Source organism: Shewanella sp. HL-SH2 (assembly GCF_051164935.1).
GTDB classification, from domain to species: domain Bacteria; phylum Pseudomonadota; class Gammaproteobacteria; order Enterobacterales; family Shewanellaceae; genus Shewanella; species Shewanella glacialimarina.
Genome location: NZ_CP195035.1, coordinates 2,916,392 through 2,934,168, shown reverse-complemented (window position 1 = coordinate 2,934,168; position 17,777 = coordinate 2,916,392). Strand labels below are relative to the sequence as shown.

Sequence of the window (17,777 nt, the reverse complement as noted above, 5' to 3'; positions counted from 1 at the left end):
AATGCTATTTACTTCTAGAATAATGATTTGCATAAAGGTTGTGTGAAGCAGCTGAAAGCCCATAGGGGGTGATAGCACAGCGTATTGCACCGAGAAATTCATGCGTCCGATTGTTATTCATAAGGTGGGTTATGCTGCCGCTAAGCCACTCTGCTTTTGAAAGCGTATTTAGATTTTACTGTGGGCTTAACAGTAAAAGGTAGTGAACTGAAAATTGTTGTAAGGCTTCACTTCTACTTAGCATAAATTAAAAAGGAATTTTTATGTCAAAAAAAATAATAGATGGTGAGTCTTTTGATTTTCTTAATGGTGGGCGAGTTATTCGCTTGTCTCCTATTGATGCAGAACTCTCTGTCACTGAGTTTGATTTTCCTCCATCGCCAGCGTTGCAGTCATCTGTTGCGGAATTTGAGGCGGCAGGATTTACATCTATCAGTCCAATGGTTGGATTGACTGCCATGAAATCTCGTGCACCATTCCTTAGTGGCCATAAATTTCACTTTCCAAAGCCACGCTTTATTCTGGAAACACAAGTTCCGGTCAATGAGCTGCAAGTACAGGTGGAATTTGATGAGCAGACTGGGGATGTGATTGGTTGGGCTCTGGTTGGTGATGGAAATTCGAACTCAGTAGATTTATTAGCACAACAATTACCCTTTGCTCGACTTGAGACTCCACTAATAGCCCGCCAACAAGATCTTGCCTTCGGTAGAGTCGACGGTAAGCCTTTTGTGAAATCCTTCGCTCCAGGTGTGAAGAAAATCATTCAGCTGTTTTCTATACCGAAGCTAGAAAAACTGATTGGGAGTGCTCTTATTCCTGCAGTAAGCTTAATTGACAAAAAAATCGTACCGCATGAAAGATTGCAATGGTTCGATAAGACAATGACATTACCTGACGTTACGGCCGACGAAAAAATCGCTATGGCAGGTAAGCGTGTTCTACTATTTGTGCACGGAATAATTTCCTCCTCAAAAGGGGCGTTTGATGCCTTGACAGAGTCAAATGAAGGCTTTTGTTGGCAGACATTATCAGATGCTTACGGTGGCCGTGTTCTGGCCTACGATCATTGGACGCTTAGTAAGTCAACGTTTGAGAATGCACAACACCTATTAACGCTGCTGCCGGATAACATCACTATTGATGTGATTTGCCACAGCCGGGGGGCTGGTGTAGTGCGTTCGTTGCTAGAGTCTGATGCACTTAAGGCTAAGTGCGAGGCTAAAAATCTCAAATTTGACAAAGTCTGTTTTGTCGCTGGTGCTTGCGAAGGTTCTGCGCTGGCGAAGCCTGAGATGGTTGACAGATTGTTTAAGACTCACGCTGCAATTAATAGGCTCTTATCACCAAGTGCAAAGCTATCTGCTGGGGTGTGGAGCCAAATTGTTAAATTGATATTCAGAGGGTTTCAGGAGTTGCCCGGAACCGACTGCCTTAACCCTGAGGGCGATTGGATTAATAAACTAAAAGCAAGTCAATATACCCGAGCTAATCACTATTACTATATTCGTGCTAATTTCGATGCGAAAAATACCATTGTCAATGTGGTAGATGAAGCTTTTATTGACAGGCTTGTATTTGAAGGGCTTGGCAATGATGTAGTTGTGCCTTTTGAAGGGGCAGGCATGAATCAAAACTATCTTGACGGTGTTGTAAACAAAACCAACCTAATTGAATTCGGTGATGAAAGTGATGCCCAGTCCGAGGTCTGGCACATTACCTTTTTCGCCTCTAATAAGGTCCAAAAGAAACTAACCGAAACGTTTGTTGGGTATTGAGGGATTCGCTATGCCAAATAAAAACACTCTTTTAGGTCCCATATTTGGTTACACTACTCAACATTTTTCTACACTTTGGGTTAAAGGGCGTAAAGGATGGAAGGCCACTGCTCGTTGGAAAGCTGAATCGACTGGTAATTGGCAAAAGAAGACTCTGAACCTTAATCCGCTACTTGATTTTACTGGTATCACTCAGATTTTTTTTCCTATAGCCAAGCAACCAATTACAGTGGAAATTCTGTTCTACCCAGAAGCAGCAAGCGATCCCGAGGTAAACGATGAGCGCTGGACTTCGCAGAATGTTGAGATACTCAGAGGGCGTGTAAGGCCTGCACCCGCAAGCGATGCGGAGTTTTGTTTTATTGCTGGTTCTTGTTCACACCGAGGGTATGGGCTTGGCCGTAAAGGAGGGGAGGCGTTTCAAACAATATTGGAGAATGATTCTGGCACTCAGGGAGTTGTGCATGCTGAGTTGGCTGATTTTATTTTGATGATGGGTGATCAGGTCTATGCAGATCACCCCATTAATGATCTTGTGCCATTTATTCCATGGATTGCAGCCAACAACCCTCCAAATAGTACAGAAGGCTACTTTGTGAAATACCGGCATGATTTTTCGAATATATCATTGCGTAATCTGATGGCAACTTTGCCTGTTTATATGATTCTGGATGATCACGAGGTAGAGAATAATTGGGGCGGGTACCTTTACCGAGAAAAAAGGGAAAAAAAAATCTGTCTCCAATATTTTCAAGAAACCTGAAAATCGAGGTTGGAATCCGAAAATATTAAGGCGAGGGCTTATCAGTTATCTCGCTTATCAGGCTAGTCACTCTCCGCTATTCCCCCCGATTCTGGCGATTCTGTTAATAAACGATTGAGTAATATTGGTGTTTCAACTCCACACTGGGGCTATAAGTTCAGTAATGGTTTGGCCGATTTGTTGATTCTCGATGGCAGGACTGAACGCAGTGACCCATTTGGTAATGATCCGAAAATGCTTGATGAACAATTTGACCAGATAGAGTTATTTCTAACAGAGGGGGTTGGACGTTATAAGTTTATTGTTTCACCTGTACCTATCGCACCTGATACCAATCACGATGATAATTTCGACTCAACCAAAATTTTGCGAAATAACAATAGTGGCTTTCATAGCGATACATGGCGTGCTTACCCCGAGCAGAGAAATAAACTATTGCATATCATCAGGAACGCCCCCGGTTTGCGTCCTATACTATTAAGTGGCGATTTGCACGTGTCGTGTATGGCGGAAATCCATTGTACAATTGCCGATGAAAGCGAGCTGGTTGCTGTTAGCCTCGTATCTTCTGCATTTAACTGGATTACGTTTGGGACTCAGCCTGAAAGTAAAAAACAGTTTTTGTTGCGTAAGCTGGAGCAGGGGGTGTTGCCTGAGGATTTGTCGCAATTGGCGATCGCGCCCGAAAGTCGCCCAGGAAGCTTTACAGTGAACATAGTGAATCAATCCTGTCCAGAAAATAATTATATGCTAATTCATGTTTCGGACAGCAGTGTGAAAGCAGAAATTTTCAGGGCATGTGATGGAGAAATACATAGTCAATGGACTATTGATAGGTCGGTACTTGAAAAATAGAGCGCTAAACTTCGATTTTAAAGTTCTAGATCTTACTATTGCATATTGAGATACTTTTCTTCTGGTGTTTTTTGCAAGTTTAGAAACGCCTCAACCAATATAGACTCCTTAAGGATATTCTTTTTGTTATATCTCGGCATAGATTTAGGCACCACTTATTCGTTGGTTGCTCACATGAATGATCACGGGCAGCCTACGCTGTTTCCGGATTACCACAATGCCAATGAATTTCGCACGCCTTCGGTGGTGCACATTGGTGATGAAGGCTGCTTTGTAGGTTCGGCCTTAGAGGAAATGCTGGAAGACGAACCAGAGCTGTCCCAAGCGCGCTTTTTTAAGTTGGCCATGGGTGAACCTGAGGGAGTTTATAGAGACCATCGTCAGCGCCATTGGTGGCCACAAAGCTTATCGGCCTTGGTATTAAAGAAAATACTTAACGATGTAGAAGCCTTTGCTCACGATGAAGTGGCTGGTGCATTAATTACCGTGCCCGCTAACTTTAACGATGCCCAGCGCAAGGCCACCCGTGAAGCAGCTCAATTGGCTGGCCTTAATCGAGTGAAATTATTGGATGAGCCGGTAGCAGCGGCAACATTTTACGGTTATAACCGCAAGGGTGCAGAGCAAACCTTATTTGTGTATGACTTAGGCGGCGGCACCTTTGATGCTACTGTACTGCAAGTGGGTGATGACGGGCTTTATGCGCTTGCCACAGAAGGCAGTAACCAACATGGTGGTATGCGGGTTGATCAATTTATTATGGATTTTATTTTAGATGAATATCATCGTCAGCACGGCGTTCGGCCTAGCGATGAAACCACCCTTATGACGCTTCGCCGCTTCGCTCATGACACTAAGCTTACCTTGGTGAAACCGGGTAAAACTAAGGTGGCAAAAACCTTGGTGTTGGCTGGGAAAACTCTAGATTTTGTACTTACTCGCGATTTGTTCCATCAAATGATAGATACCTTTGTAGATGAAACCTTGGCTGTTTGCACGCGTTGTTTAAAAGCCGCGGGCTTAGAGTGGAGTTTTATCGACACCATTTTGCTAACTGGTGGTTCATCGCTATTACCGCTTGTACCTGAGAAAATTTCCCGCGCCAGTGGCCGCCCCAAAGATCAGCTTGTGTGCAGACAACCACACCAAGCCGTTGCCTATGGTGCAGCGATTTTAGCCGCACAACAATTTACCGGCGGCGGGGGCGCCAAAAAGTTGCAATCTATTTGTGCATACGATCTAGGCATTCGTGTGCGCGGAGCTGATGGGCAGCCTGCCGTGAAAGTGCTGGTGAACAAGAATACACCGGTACCCGCAGCGGAAAGTACCACCTTTTACACTAACCGTGCCGATCAAGCTCGACTGATCATTGAAGCCGTGCAGCAGCGGGAGACAGATCAAGGGCAGGAAGAAAGTAGCCTAGGTTTTTTTGCTTTTACCATTGATAATCCCCGCGCCAAATACCCAGTTGAAATCAAGCTGGCCTATGACCTAGAAGGTTGCGTAGTGATTACTGCGTGCGACCCAGAAACTGGTCGCCAAATGCAGCAGGAAATGGACAAAGATAGCCAAGCCATGGACCGTGAATTATTGGAACAACAGAGTTGGATTAATGGTCTGGTTATTAACCAATAAGCCGCGCTGGCTTAGTACTAGTCTTAGCCACACTGGTCATCTGCGCCCACGAAATGAAGACGCCATTCACAGCGACGACAGCGCAGGTTTATGGTTAGTGGCCGATGGAATGGGGGGGCATGCCGGTGGTGATGTTGCTAGCAAATTGGTGTGCGAAACAACGGCCGCTGCTTGTGCCCATGGTGAGCCTTTGGATCAAGCCATTAAGCATGCCCATGTGTCGGTATTGGCTAAAGCCCAAGCTGAACCCGCCTTATCAGGCATGGGTTCTACCTTGGTGGCGGTGCAGGCAAAGGGGCGATATGTGCAGTTAGCTTGGGTGGGGGACAGTCGTATTTACCTGTGGCGAAAAGGCCAGCTTAGCTTATTAAGTCGCGACCATTCTTTTGTTCAAAATATGGTAGAGCGGGGCGTGTTAAGCCCCGAAGAAGCGCGCGAGCACCCACAGAAACATTTAGTTAATCAAGCCTTGGGCCAAGCCAATTTACGGCAGTTAAAAGTTGATTTGCAGCGCCATAAATTAGCGTGCGGCGATCGCCTGTTGCTTTGCACCGACGGTGTTCACGATCTATTACCTGATGCTGCCATTGCTAAGTGTTTATCGGACGAAATTGATGATGTTAATGCGGCGAAACGTTTACAGTCTGCCGTATTGGCAACCACCGCCAGCGACAATTTCAGTTTTATTTTACTCAGCGCAGAGCCCTTTATTTTTGGCCGCTGGCTAAAATCTATCTTTGTAAAAATTGATAATAATGATTAGCAACTAGCTAACGGTTTAGCTCTAACTAAAAGACACAATAAAACAAGCTTAATGATTTAAAGACTGTAGAAGCGGGCTATTAAGGTCAGAGTATTAGTTCAATTACGTGGTTAATATATGAGGATAATGAACTCCTCATATATTTGATATCAAATGTTTTGAAATACAGTGCAGAAAATCTGACTTGCCTGTGAACAAACCAAATAGGAAAGTCTATGAGTAGATTAGAAGAGTTAATTGCTGAGTTTCACAACTGCAACCAGCAAGGGCAAGAGGTTTGCCAATTAATTGAACGGGGTCAGGCATATACCCCGTTATTAGATTTGTTTCAGCAATTAGGCAAAGGTATCGATGGCAAACCATTAGGGTTAACGTTGTTGGGACTCAACCCACAAGCCAGAAGTGCAGCCCTAAAGTGGCTATACGGCCACAATTTTGCTGTATTTTCGTTGGAAGTCAGTCAGCAAATTGGCCTGCTGGAAGTGCATTTGAAAGAACAGGGCTATTCGCTGGAAAAAAGTACAGGTGAACGGCAGGAGTTTGAAACCTGGGACGCTTTTATTACTGCTGTGAACGATGCAAGTTTATCTGGCGTTCCATCAGAGGCTGGCTTAAAAAAAACCAAAACAGAATTAAAAGTAGGAACTCAGGCACCTACTAATGTTCGTAATTTACAAGTACTTTTGCCTGAGGATACTAAATTTATTGCTGAATCCCCAGCATTGTTAACCCGTCTTATCACCGAATCTAATTTGTTGATGGTGGCGGCAGCTCCTGATTACCAACTGACGCAAAAAGATAAAGACGTTATTAATCATCTATTGGAAGATATGGTTGCATTTTGGCCATTACTCCCAGTTGATGAGCTTTTGCCTGATCTACAGATTCCTACAAAAGGCTGGTGGACACAAATCCAGGCATTGTTCAATCTCCCCCTATTTTGTTGACAACTCATATTGATGCTGAAATTCCTGCTCACTTATCTGAAGTGCAAAACGATTTACGCCGCGCACTTCAGCTATCATTGCAAGCAAAGCGGCAGCTCTCAGTTAGCGATGCTGTAATCGATCGTTATGAACAAGAATTAAGACAATTACAAAGTAGAAAAAAACGTGAAATACGCAAAAGCGACACCACAACAGTTTCTCAGCATGATTTAACGCTGTGGACTCAGCTTCGCGCAGAACTAAATGACCAATGTCAGCAAACTTTGAAAACCTTACAAGAAACAGGGCGCAAACGAGAGTTACCAAATAGTACAGGTAACATTAGTTTGAAACAGCATACCGACACACTAACCTATCATGATTTAGACCGTGAAGAAGCTTATAAAACGATCAAGCTTAGCCTTGGAAGCAGTTATCAGGCTGAACTGTTGCAGTTTTTACAACAGAGTAACAAGCAAAGTCTTAAGCAAGATGTTCAGCTATTAAATAAACAATTTCAGCTGCATGCAGAAAGCCTTGGTCAGCAATGTAAGGTTCTGCTTGGTTATAAACCTAATTTTAATATGCCAGCAGTAGATGACAATGCGCTTTGGCAGGATATCAACGGCATGATTGGTTTAGAGTTACGTTATCAGGGCGAACTACCAAAGCGAGGTTTTGTTGACCGGCTAGCAGAGGGAAGAAAAGGTGTAATGGTATTGATGATGAGCGCCATGTTGCTTGGTTACATCGGTATTGATTTACGTAACTCTGGCTGGATAGGGCTTATATTGTTACCTGTTTTTATAGGTACTGTAATTTACTCTTTTGTTAGCTTTAAAAAAGATGAACAACATCGCTTAGATAAAGAACTCGTGAGGGTGCGTGACGAATTACTAAGCGCTAGCCGTCGTGTATTGATGGATATTAACCGCTTAAAACAAAATAAATTAGCCGACTACACCGACAATCTAAAAAAACAGTGGCAACAGCAGTTAGAGCTGTTGGCACGTGAGCATCAGGGGAGAAGTCAGATTGAGCGAGATCAAAATATGACGCGAGCTAAAACGCGTATCACAGCTATTGACACTCAAATTAGTGAATGGCAAAAAAGTACGCCCATAATTCAGCGCTTAAAAGTAAACGCATCCCAACTTCTTGAAAAAACTGAGCGTTACCTGAGTAATTTGAACCAAAAAAATAATTAAACCAGCATTGATAACATTAGCCATGATTTTGATATTACATGTACACAGGATATTTTATGGATAAACAACATGCACAAACCTTACTAGGTTTAAGTGAACAGTTTTCTGCGACTGAACTGGCAAATGCAATAGCCGCCAAAAAGGAAATGCTCCAACAAAAACGCGATACAGCACCTACTGATGCATTAAAAGCTAAATTTGATCAACTGCTAATTCAAGTGGCGCAAGCCCAAGCGCTGCTGCAATCGACATCGCCGGTCTCAGCACAAAGGCCAAGCTCACCCTTGAGCCAAACTAAATTGGCCGACTTACCTAATATGGCCGGCGATACTACACTTGTGCAACTGCAAGTGGGACAAATCTTAACCGGTCGCTATGAGGTGAAAGAACAAATAGGCGCCGGTGGCATGGGCGCGGTGTATTGCGCTTTCGATCGTACCCGCAATAAAAACATCGCCATTAAAGTATTGCTGCCGGCACTCACTAGCAGCGAGCGGGCGCGCGAACGTTTCTTAGATGAAGCCCGTCTTTCCAGTGAGCTGAGCCACCCCAACATCATCAACGTATTCGACGTGCAACAAGATGGCGATAACTGGTTTATCACCATGGAATTGCTAGAAGGCCAAAGCCTACGCAGTTTCATCACCAGTCACGAAGCCACCCGCACGCCCATAGATATTGAAGAAACGCTAGAAATCGTCAGCAAGCTGTGTGATGCCCTGGAACACGCCCACACCAAAACCGTGCACCGCGACATCAAACCGGAAAATATATTCCTGTGTGAAGACGGCACCATTAAATTGATGGACTTCGGCATAGCCCGCTTAATGTCCAACAGCCAGCGCACCCAAACCGGCGCCGCCATGGGTACCGCCTATTACATGGCGCCCGAACAAATTAAGGGCCGCGGCGACATCGACGGCCGCGCCGATCAATACGCCCTAGGTGTATTGCTGTATGAAATGCTAGCCGGCGAAGTACCCACTGGGCGCATCGAAAGCTTGCATAAAATCCGCAAAGACGTGCCCGCAAGCTTAGCCCGCGCGGTAGATACCGCGCTAGCGCCAAAAGCCGAAGATCGCTTCGCCAACATCACAGAATTTAAAACCGCGTTAACCAAAAAAGGCGGCGCCTCTTTGCCCGCTTTACCGTGGAAAAACATCGGCCTAGCCGCCGGCGTATTAATTGCACTTTTAGGCGTAGGCGGCGTACTAAGTTCCGGCTCGGTGGATTGGGCCTCGCTGCTACCGAAAAGCAAAGAAGAAATTGCCACGCAAAAAGCCAACGTGGCCAAAGCCCAGGGCGAAATTAAAGTGTACAAACAACGCCTAGAAAACGGCCGCCGTCAATTAGACAGCGACGTAAAAGACGCCGCCCGTAACAAAGATAGTAACCTACCTGCACTTCAACATTGGCAGCAGCTAACTGAAAACGGGATTTTTGCTGGCAGTCAGATAACAGCGCTAGAAGGCGAGCTGAGTATGGCCGAAACCCTGCTGCGCGAAAATGTGTTTGAACAAGCGCAGGCCAGTATAGACAAAGTCAGCAGTGGTTATAAAGATTTGTGGGATAACTTTACGGCCGCTGAAAAGCTCTACAGTGCAGAAAAATCAATGGAAGATGCACGCAATGCGTGGGCCAACCTGGCTAAAAACTATCGCCTAAAAAATCCACCTGAAGTATCTGCAGCCGAAAATGAAGAACAACAGGCTAACAACCAACAACTTGTTGGGGAGTTTACCAAAGCGCAGCAACACTGGCAGCAGGCAACCAATCAATGGCAGGCTGTGTCAGCGGCGGTCAGTGGACAAGTAGCTGCCATTAATAAAGAACGGGAAGCCAAAGCAATGGAGAATGCAGTAGCCAAAGCGGCAGCGGAACGTAAAGCCAGCCAAGCCAAAGCAGAAGCCGCGCGGTTAGCTGGAGAAGCAGAAGTCGCAGCCAAGCGTCAACAGCAAGCTGCGTTGGTCCAGCAGGGCGAGGGCAATCTGATCTCCATTCCTGCCGGCAGTTTTCAAATGGGTGCCAAGAGTTTAAGCACAACCGAGCAACCCATACACACTGTTTCAATTCAGGCATTTAAAATGCAGGAGCACGAAGTGACCTTTGCGCAGTGGGATGCTTGTGTGCAAGCGGGTGGCTGTAGTCAGGGTCGGGGCCCGCACGGCACTCTTCCCGTTAATTTTGTGAGCTACGATGATATTACCCAGCAGTTTATTCCTTGGTTGAACGAGGCCACGGGAAAGCGTTTTAGGCTGCCGTCAGAAGCGGAATGGGAGTACGCTGCACGTGGGGGTACTAGCACAAAATACAGTTGGGGTGATGATTATGGCAGTAATCGTGCCAATTGTAATGACTGCGGCGTAGCTGTCACCGTCAAAAGCTTTGCCCCCAACGCCTATGGTTTATACGATATGCATGGCAACGTATCGGAATGGGTGCAGGATTGCTGGAATGACAGTTACGTTGGTGCACCGAGTAATGGCAGCGCCTGGCAGGGTGTTGATTGTCGTTTACGTGTGCTGCGTGGTGGTAATGTTGCCAACTCTCCGTACACCGCGCGTTCGGCCTACCGAAGTAGGAGTCTCGCTTCCGATAGTAGCCATCTCGTCGGCTTTCGGCTTGTCCAGGACAATTAGCTTTACCCTTTTTACTTTTACCCTTTTTACTTTTACCCTTTTCAAAAGATCCTGAGGGAGCCCTGCTGAAAGTTGGCCGGGCGGTGAAAGAGGCTAAGGCTGTTAGGTTTCCCGCCCGCAGGGCGGGTGGTTTTTGTTGATAACGTATTGGCGAATAATGAGTGAATCCACCCTTCCCAAAGCCTAACAAGATTGCCATTTACTGTTGAAATGGCTCATTCCACAGCAGGATAAATTCTCGCGCAACCGCCGTTTCACCTTGGATGTGTTGGCCTGTTTAGTGGAAGCCGCTTATACGCATAAAAAACTTGCCTTCTTGCAAAAGGCCAATGTGCAACTGGCGCTGGTGCGCCACTTATGGAGAGTGGCGTTTGAAGGCTGTAAGGCGGGTTAGGGCGGTAGGGTGCAATAGCAAAGCGTATTGCACTGAAAACACAGAATTCCGTTAATAATTTACCGCCCCTAGGTATTCGGCAAGGGGCGTTTTTTATTCCACCACCAATTGCACCACTGCCACATCGGCAGCCATGTGTTCAAGACTAAGCAGTAACTGCTGAATACGCGCGGATTTTTTTGTCGGTGCAGGTTTGATAGTGCGGTTTGGCTTAAAGATTCAGTGCTAACAACGAGGATAAAAGTGTCGGTAGTTAGGGTTTGCTCGGCCAGTGCGGCGGCTTCAAATACACCGCCGGCTTCCGTTACCACGTAGACTTGACCAGGTCACTGTTGTTTGGCTTGTGCCAAGGTGCTGCCACGGCCGTAACCTACAAGGGCTGCTTTATCGGTTTGGCAGCTTAAGCTAAGCTAAGTTAAGCTAAGGCACGGGCGCCGTAACAAGCTGCGTTTGGTTGGCCTGTTTTACCGGTTGGGTGCCGCCGCAAGCGTTCAGTAGCAAGGGCAAAAGCAACAGGGCTAGCCGTGTGTTTTTTAACATGGGTGCGTTCTGTTCGTAGCGTTAGGCATCAAGTGGCCGTCGTAACGCCGGTCTAAAAACGCGCGGCCTGTTGATGAACCAACGGGCCGCGGCGGGTACTTTTAGGAAAATTGCCTTGCCCGTGCGGCAGCGGCTTCAGCCGCATCGGCAGCTCGTTCAGCCGTATCGGCTGAACGGTCCGCCTTTGACTCGCAGCTTTGGGTACTAGTAAGCGCATCACTGGCTGCAGTGTGAAAGCGCTGAATTTGCTGATTACCGTTGTCGGCTTCGCCTTCAGAATAGCGAATACTGGCCACCAAATCTTGGCCTGTGTGTTCCAATTCAATAATCTGCCCCAAGGTGGTATCGGCCTGGTTGTGTAGGTTGCCAATGCTTTGGGTTAATGACTGGGATTCACTTTCAGCGCTTTGTACCCGCGCCAATAAATTCAGCGCCTCGCTTAGGGCATCTTGCAGCTGGGCAATTAAATCTTGCGACGCTTGCAACGCACGTTCTTTGGCATCTTCGGTGACATCAGCGGCGGCAATGGCGCGCTTAGCACCGTCTTCGGCATCTACTGCATTTTGTTGGGCATTAGTGGCCAAGTTGGCGGCTTGCAACGCCCGTTGTGCCGCTTGTTCAGCGTCGTCGGCACTTTGCTGAGCATCAGTTGCAGCGCTGGCGGCAAGGCCAGACTCTGATTTGGCATCGTTAGCATCCGCTGACGCCGCATTGGCGGCGCTGTCGGCGGTGTTGGCCGCTGTTTGCGCCGTACCCGCTGAGCTTTGCGCCGTGCCAGAGGCAGACTGAGCTTGGTTGGATGCAGACTCTGCATCGCTGGCCGCGCCGCGCGCCGCATTGGCCGATTGGTCTGCCACATTAGAGGCCTGCGTGGCTTGATTTGCTTCTTGCTGTGCCGTGTTGGCGGCAGACTGTGCCGTACTTGATGCCGACTCAGCCCGGCCAGCCGATGTGCTGGCCATGTTAGAGGCTTGTGTGGCTTCGCTCGCCTCTTGCTGCGCGGTGTTAGACGCTTGCACTGCCTCGGCGGCTTCTTGGCTGGCGCGGTGGTGCGCGGCGGTGGCGCCATGGGCTTCTTTATCGGCTAGGTCTGAAGCGGCTACGGCTTCTTGCGCTTCTTTTTCGGCGTTTTGTGAGGCTTGCGTGGCCTGTTGTTCTTGTTGGCGAGCGCTGTCGCTGGCTTGCTCGGCTGCGGTTTGTGCTTGCTGTGAGGCCTGGCGCGCGGCCAAAGATTCTTGCTCGGCTTGCTCTGCCGCTTGTTCAGACTCCGCCGCCTTTTGTGCTGCGTCTGCCGCCGCTTGGGCCTTTTCTTGTGCGGCTCTCAGTTGTTCGTCGGCTTCGGTGGCCGAGGTACGCGCCGCATCGGCTTGTGTGGCAGCTTCACTAGCGGCAGATGCAGCTTGCCCCGCTTGGGTTTGTGCAACACCCGCGGCGCTGTCAGCGACATGCATATGGCCGCTGGCATCGGTGGCGGCACCACTGGCCATTTGAGCTTGTTGATAAGCCTCTTGGGCTTGGGTGTTAGCGGTGTTAGCACTGGTAGAGGCAAAAGCGGATTGAGCTAAAGCATCGGTTGCGGCACCACCGGCGGCGCCGGCTTGTTGCATAGCTTCACCTGAAGCATTGCCGGCTTGCTGGGCATCTTGTTGTGCGTCGGTGGCGGCGCCATCCGCCTGGCGGCTAGCGGCGCGGGCATCGGTGGCTTCGGCATCAGCTTGGTTAGCAGAGCTGCCAGCGGCATCGGCCATGCGTGCGGCTTCAGCGGCAGAGGTTTGTGATTGCTGTGCGCCGGCGCTGGCTTGGCTCATAGCATCACTAGCGGTTTGTGCTTGCTGCTGTGTTAAGGTTGCATCACCTTCAGCTCTTTGCTTATCCATCTCAGCCTGTTGCGAAGTCGCTCTAACTTTTTCCGCTTCTGCACGTGCTGCAGCTAATTGTGCTTGTAAATCATCACTAATGGTATTTGGTGTGTACGCTGGCATCTTAAAGTTCCCGATTTGTTTTTATCACTTGTTGTTTTCGCCGCAAATAGAGGAGGGTAATCGAATGAAACCGACTCTATTATTTACTGTAAAGGTTTGACGTTTCTTAATTATATCTTTAACCCTCTCAAACTAATGCTAAGCGGTAGCTAACTTAAATTCCTTCTACACTTTTGTTTTTTTAAGTTCTTTGAGTATAACCAGCAAACAGAGTTGTTTTAGTATTAACAGCGGCAATTCAGTTAGTTTTGCTTTGCACCACGTAAGGTTACTTATGCTAGTTGTCGGGTGCAGGTGTTGAAATTCACTCTAATAGTAGAAATACCTTTGATGTCTATTTTATATAATCTTTTCAGTTTACGGCTTTTGACTTTAGATTTAATTGGTTGCAACAAGCGACAGCGTGGCATCGATCTGTTGTGAATTGGCTGTAGGCATACCGGCTAATCATGACAACCATATCATCAATTTCTAGCATATTATCTAAGCAGTTTGATGGATAGTTTGCTATATCCATTGGTCTTGTTAGCAGCATCACTGAGTAGCGATATGCTTATCATCTAAATAATTATCGTTGTAATCGAATGCATTAAATGTTCGTTCATCATAAATATAGCATCGTTTCTAATTTATTTTGGGTCAAGAACAGCTTTTTTTGTCGTTGACAATTACAGCCTAAAAGACTTTTTATCAAATATGGTAGCTAGGAACAGAGCTTTATTTTTTAAAGCACTATTTTATCGTAATAATTTAGAATGATTCCGACAAAATGACTATGTAGTTTGTGCTACCTTTTTATATTGATTGTTTATAAGGCAATTGTATAGGTTAATAATTTTTACCAAACCTTAATTTGACAATTTTTCATTTCAATCATATAGTCAATCTTAGTTAGCAATTGCAGACTTTGAAGCTGTAAAGTCCTGCAAATAAATGAATTTAAACGACTATTTTAACTATTTAATTCGATAGCCTGGGTTCAAATCCCTATCCCTCCGACACATTCTAAAGTGAAAAAGCCATTGATAATCAATGGCTTTTTTGCTTTCTAGCATTTGAAAAATCATATTCTCAGACCCAAAACGGATGACTGAGACATATGTACCTATTTCGAGCCACAAATTGTACCTATTACACCCGCATGGTGTTGCCTGCTTATCTGCGTGATAAAGGCTTCGCTGCCGACATCAAAGTATCTTTGCTCACTAAACAGCGCTCAATCGCGATAGGCCGTAACCTTGTCGTTGCGGGTATCTTACGGCCATTAATCAGTAACTTAACCCCACAATCACAGCCTGATGCGTTTAAGGAAGACGTTAATCAATTGATTAATGATGCCCGAGCAGGCTTTGTTGGGGTAACAGATACGCTTGATGATAAGGCTAAGCCAGTGCGGGAAGTTATTCAGTTTATTCCCACTCGGCCAACGCAATTAGCCCATAATAGTGCGACATATGACAATTGTCCCTCACTAACAAACTTGGCATTCTCAAATAATTCGAGTAGTAAAAAACAAACAAATTCAGTCGCTAACGTCACATTGTTGGATGCGTTAATTAAGTTTATTGCGTCTAAACAAAAGCAGTCTGTCTCAGTGTTAACGGTAAAGCAGCTAAATCAACGTATAGGCCACTTTATTGAGCGAACCCACCTAGATGATGTATTCGACATTACCAGCGCTGAGGCGATGGAATACAAGGATTGTTTACTTGAAGAGGGCAGAAGCCACAAAAGTAACAAAGACTACCTAGCAGCGGTGTCGCAGTTCTTTAAATGGTGCAAATTGATGCGCTACACCAGCGCCAACCCGTTTGATGAAGTGAAACTGTCAAAGCCAAGTAACCAAGCTGGGCATGATTTAGCGCGTCAGCGCTGGCAACCAGAGCAACTAAAACACGTGCTGCAATCACAAGACTTTATTGATAAACACCCTGACTTTAAATGGATAACGCTATTGATGCTCTATCACGGTTTACGGCCTTCAGAAGCCTGTCAGCTACACAGCAATGATATAACCACTATCGATGGTATCAACGTCATTCACGTCACCAATGAAGGCATGAGCCAACAACTTAAGACAGCACAGTCAAAACGAACCGTTCCGCTACATCAAAAGCTTATTGAGTTTGGTTTTATTGATTTCGTTCAAACCATTACTGACCGAACATCAAAAACCAGTCAATTAACAAGCAGCCCGTTATTTCATTACCAACCTAGTAGTGATGGCGTTTGGTCACATAAGTTCTGCCGTGAATTTGGCAAATTACTCGACCAACTTCACTTTATTGCAGGTAAACGACCTACAGCCTATTCATTCCGTCACACCTTTATTGATGAACTGAAACAACTGCAAATAGAAGAATCGATGGTGGCACAAATCGTCGGCCACGCTTATCACAACATCACCTATGGACGATACGGTAAGCAATATGATGTGAAAACACTAAAACCAGTGGTGGATAAAGTCAGTTACACATTGAATTTATTTCTACCAGTATAAGAAGTGGGATTATATGAGAGGATTTTTACTGAAAAGATCAACCGTAGAGCGTTAATCATGACAACAGTCAGTAAATCCTGAGTGACTTTATACGCCAAAATTTGCTCTTACAGAACCAAAAATCAGCCTGAGAAATGATGAAACCTATCAGCGGCATCATTTCTCAGCCGCACTTATCAAATTCTACGGGCGTAAATCGATAATAAATCTTGTTGATAAATCGAATTTTCACCTTTTTTCGCGTTAATTTCACGTAACTTTTCACGTAAAAAGTGCAATTTAAACCGCTTCGCACTCAGTGAGTGCGAAGCAAAAGCAGCCCACAATTATGTGGGACTACAACGTAACCCGGTACGCTCCTATCCCACTTTTGTTCCAAAAGGTCGGATAGGAGCTACGAGCAAGGGGAGAACCCCTTAACCCCCAAAAAAGGTACACACAGAAGTAAAATAGTCATCAATGGCCTAGCAATAAGTTTCATCTCGTTTATATATGCTTATCGATTAGAAATTTAAATTAATGCTAGCTCCTTGCTAGTAATTTAGATCATTGATTTAAATTAAAAAATGCATTAATTTGGAAGAATAAGTTTTATCGGAAGGGTAAGGTATATTTTTTGATGTTATATGTGGTTTCATTAAGCAAGGTTTATACGTTAGCGTCCAATTTGGCGAGAAGATTACTAAAAGATTTACATAGATAAAGGAATTGAAATGCAAAATAATCTTAATATTCGTGGGGAACCAATTCAGAGTATTTACAGTGAATATAAACAAGGGAAATACATTGTTAATCGTCGTTATCAAAGAAAATTGGTATGGACATTGCCGGAAAAACAGAAGTTTATTGATTCTCTTTTAAATCAATATCCCGTCCCATTATTTCTTGGTGTTATATTTGAACATCCAACAAAAGGACGGTGTTTTGAAATATTAGATGGAATGCAGCGATTGGATGCAATTACATCATATATGGATGGTGATTTTAGTGTGGGAGGTAAATATTTTGATCTATCAGTAGTAGCAGAAACGAATCGTTTGCTGGAAACTGGAAAGTTAGTTCAACAAGAACCAAAATTAGATTTTGATTTATGTAAAATATTACTTAACTACCCTCTTCCAATATCTACTTCAAATTATACATCCAATGAAAGTGTTGATGAAACCTTTCGAAGGATTAATACAGGTGGTGTTCGTTTATCTAGACAAGAAGTTCGTCAGGCTGGTGTTATTTCTGACTTTTCTCAACTAGTTAGGAAGTGTGCGATATATATACGTGGAGATGTATCGCATACAGATATTGTTGAGTTAGATAAAATGAGAGCTATAAGTTTAACTAAAGAATCACTAAATTACGGTATAAATATTAAAGACACTTTTTGGAATAAAAATCACATTCTTACGGTAGAGAATATTTTGGCATCACGCGATGAGGAACTAGTTGCGCATGTGATTCTACACATATTGCTTAACTCTGAAAGTCAAACTTCATCAACGTTTTTGGACGAGGCTTATATAGATGGAACTTTTGCTAGTAACAAAGCAAATGATGCAATTTTAAAATATGGTGTCGAAACTCTTTACAAACAATTTTGTTTTACATTTGACGAACTAACAAAGGTGATTAACGAGTTTCCTGAGGAATATCATACATATCTGTATAAAGATAAACCTGCAAAAGTCCAAGGGTCATATCAAGTACTTATTATTGCTTTTCATGAACTTCTTCTAAGCGAAACAAAAAGATATTAAACTATAAGGTGTTAGCAGGGCTATTAAAAAATACTGCTTCAGA

General features: G+C 45.1%; 13 protein-coding genes. 11 read left to right on the top strand and 2 right to left on the bottom strand.

Annotation, left to right across the window (positions count from 1 at the left end; all coding sequences use genetic code 11):
* Positions 1 to 263 precede the first annotated feature (263 nt).
* The 9 genes from ACRWP9_RS12770 to ACRWP9_RS12730 all read left to right on the top strand — a co-directional run bounded on the left by ACRWP9_RS12770 (position 264) and on the right by ACRWP9_RS12730 (position 10,961).
* Positions 264 to 1,778: a DUF7379 domain-containing protein gene (locus tag ACRWP9_RS12770; RefSeq protein WP_434926326.1), complete on the top strand. Its 1,515-nt coding sequence runs from the start codon at positions 264 to 266 to the stop codon at positions 1,776 to 1,778.
* A gap of 10 nt (positions 1,779 to 1,788) precedes the next feature.
* Complete coding sequence (locus tag ACRWP9_RS12765; protein ID WP_434926325.1) at positions 1,789 to 2,541, top strand: alkaline phosphatase D family protein; 753 nt, start codon at positions 1,789 to 1,791, stop codon at positions 2,539 to 2,541.
* A gap of 114 nt (positions 2,542 to 2,655) precedes the next feature.
* Complete coding sequence (locus ACRWP9_RS12760; RefSeq protein WP_434926324.1) at positions 2,656 to 3,396, top strand: alkaline phosphatase D family protein; 741 nt, start codon at positions 2,656 to 2,658, stop codon at positions 3,394 to 3,396.
* A 123-nt stretch (positions 3,397 to 3,519) separates the two neighbouring features.
* Positions 3,520 to 5,031, top strand: a complete 1,512-nt coding sequence (locus tag ACRWP9_RS12755) for an Hsp70 family protein (protein ID WP_434926323.1) — start codon at positions 3,520 to 3,522, stop codon at positions 5,029 to 5,031.
* Complete coding sequence (locus tag ACRWP9_RS12750; protein ID WP_434926322.1) at positions 5,009 to 5,794, top strand: PP2C family protein-serine/threonine phosphatase; 786 nt, start codon at positions 5,009 to 5,011, stop codon at positions 5,792 to 5,794. The genes ACRWP9_RS12755 and ACRWP9_RS12750 overlap by 23 nt, the downstream gene beginning before the upstream one ends.
* Before the next feature lie 215 nt (positions 5,795 to 6,009).
* A complete protein-coding gene (locus tag ACRWP9_RS12745) occupies positions 6,010 to 6,741 on the top strand; it encodes a hypothetical protein (protein WP_434926321.1) in 732 nt (243 codons plus the stop codon).
* A complete protein-coding gene (locus ACRWP9_RS12740; RefSeq protein ID WP_434926320.1) occupies positions 6,696 to 7,928 on the top strand; it encodes a hypothetical protein in 1,233 nt (410 codons plus the stop codon). The genes ACRWP9_RS12745 and ACRWP9_RS12740 overlap by 46 nt, the downstream gene beginning before the upstream one ends.
* A 56-nt stretch (positions 7,929 to 7,984) precedes the next feature.
* A complete protein-coding gene (locus ACRWP9_RS12735) occupies positions 7,985 to 10,567 on the top strand; it encodes a protein kinase domain-containing protein (protein WP_434926319.1) in 2,583 nt (860 codons plus the stop codon).
* A gap of 205 nt (positions 10,568 to 10,772) precedes the next feature.
* On the top strand, positions 10,773 to 10,961 hold the full coding sequence (locus ACRWP9_RS12730; protein ID WP_434926318.1) for a hypothetical protein: 189 nt from the start codon (positions 10,773 to 10,775) through the stop codon (positions 10,959 to 10,961).
* Positions 10,962 to 11,029: 68 nt separating this feature from the next.
* Here the strand turns inward: ACRWP9_RS12730 and ACRWP9_RS12725 are convergent, their stop codons facing one another.
* Together ACRWP9_RS12725 and ACRWP9_RS12720 are read right to left on the bottom strand one after the other, a co-directional pair.
* Positions 11,030 to 11,272 carry a hypothetical protein gene (locus ACRWP9_RS12725; protein ID WP_434926317.1) on the bottom strand — a complete coding sequence of 81 codons (243 nt, stop codon included), beginning with the start codon at positions 11,270 to 11,272 and terminating at the stop codon, positions 11,030 to 11,032.
* 330 nt (positions 11,273 to 11,602) lie between these two features.
* Complete coding sequence (locus ACRWP9_RS12720; RefSeq protein WP_434926316.1) at positions 11,603 to 13,483, bottom strand: hypothetical protein; 1,881 nt, start codon at positions 13,481 to 13,483, stop codon at positions 11,603 to 11,605.
* Between the two features lie 1,099 nt (positions 13,484 to 14,582).
* On the opposite strand from ACRWP9_RS12720, the gene ACRWP9_RS12715 reads away from it, so the two are divergent.
* Both ACRWP9_RS12715 and ACRWP9_RS12710 read left to right on the top strand, forming a co-directional pair.
* Positions 14,583 to 15,983 (top strand): site-specific integrase, encoded by a 1,401-nt coding sequence (locus ACRWP9_RS12715; protein ID WP_434926315.1) that lies wholly within the window; start codon positions 14,583 to 14,585, stop codon positions 15,981 to 15,983.
* A 713-nt stretch (positions 15,984 to 16,696) separates the two neighbouring features.
* Complete coding sequence (locus ACRWP9_RS12710; RefSeq protein WP_434926314.1) at positions 16,697 to 17,734, top strand: DUF262 domain-containing protein; 1,038 nt, start codon at positions 16,697 to 16,699, stop codon at positions 17,732 to 17,734.
* Positions 17,735 to 17,777: the final 43 nt, after the last annotated feature.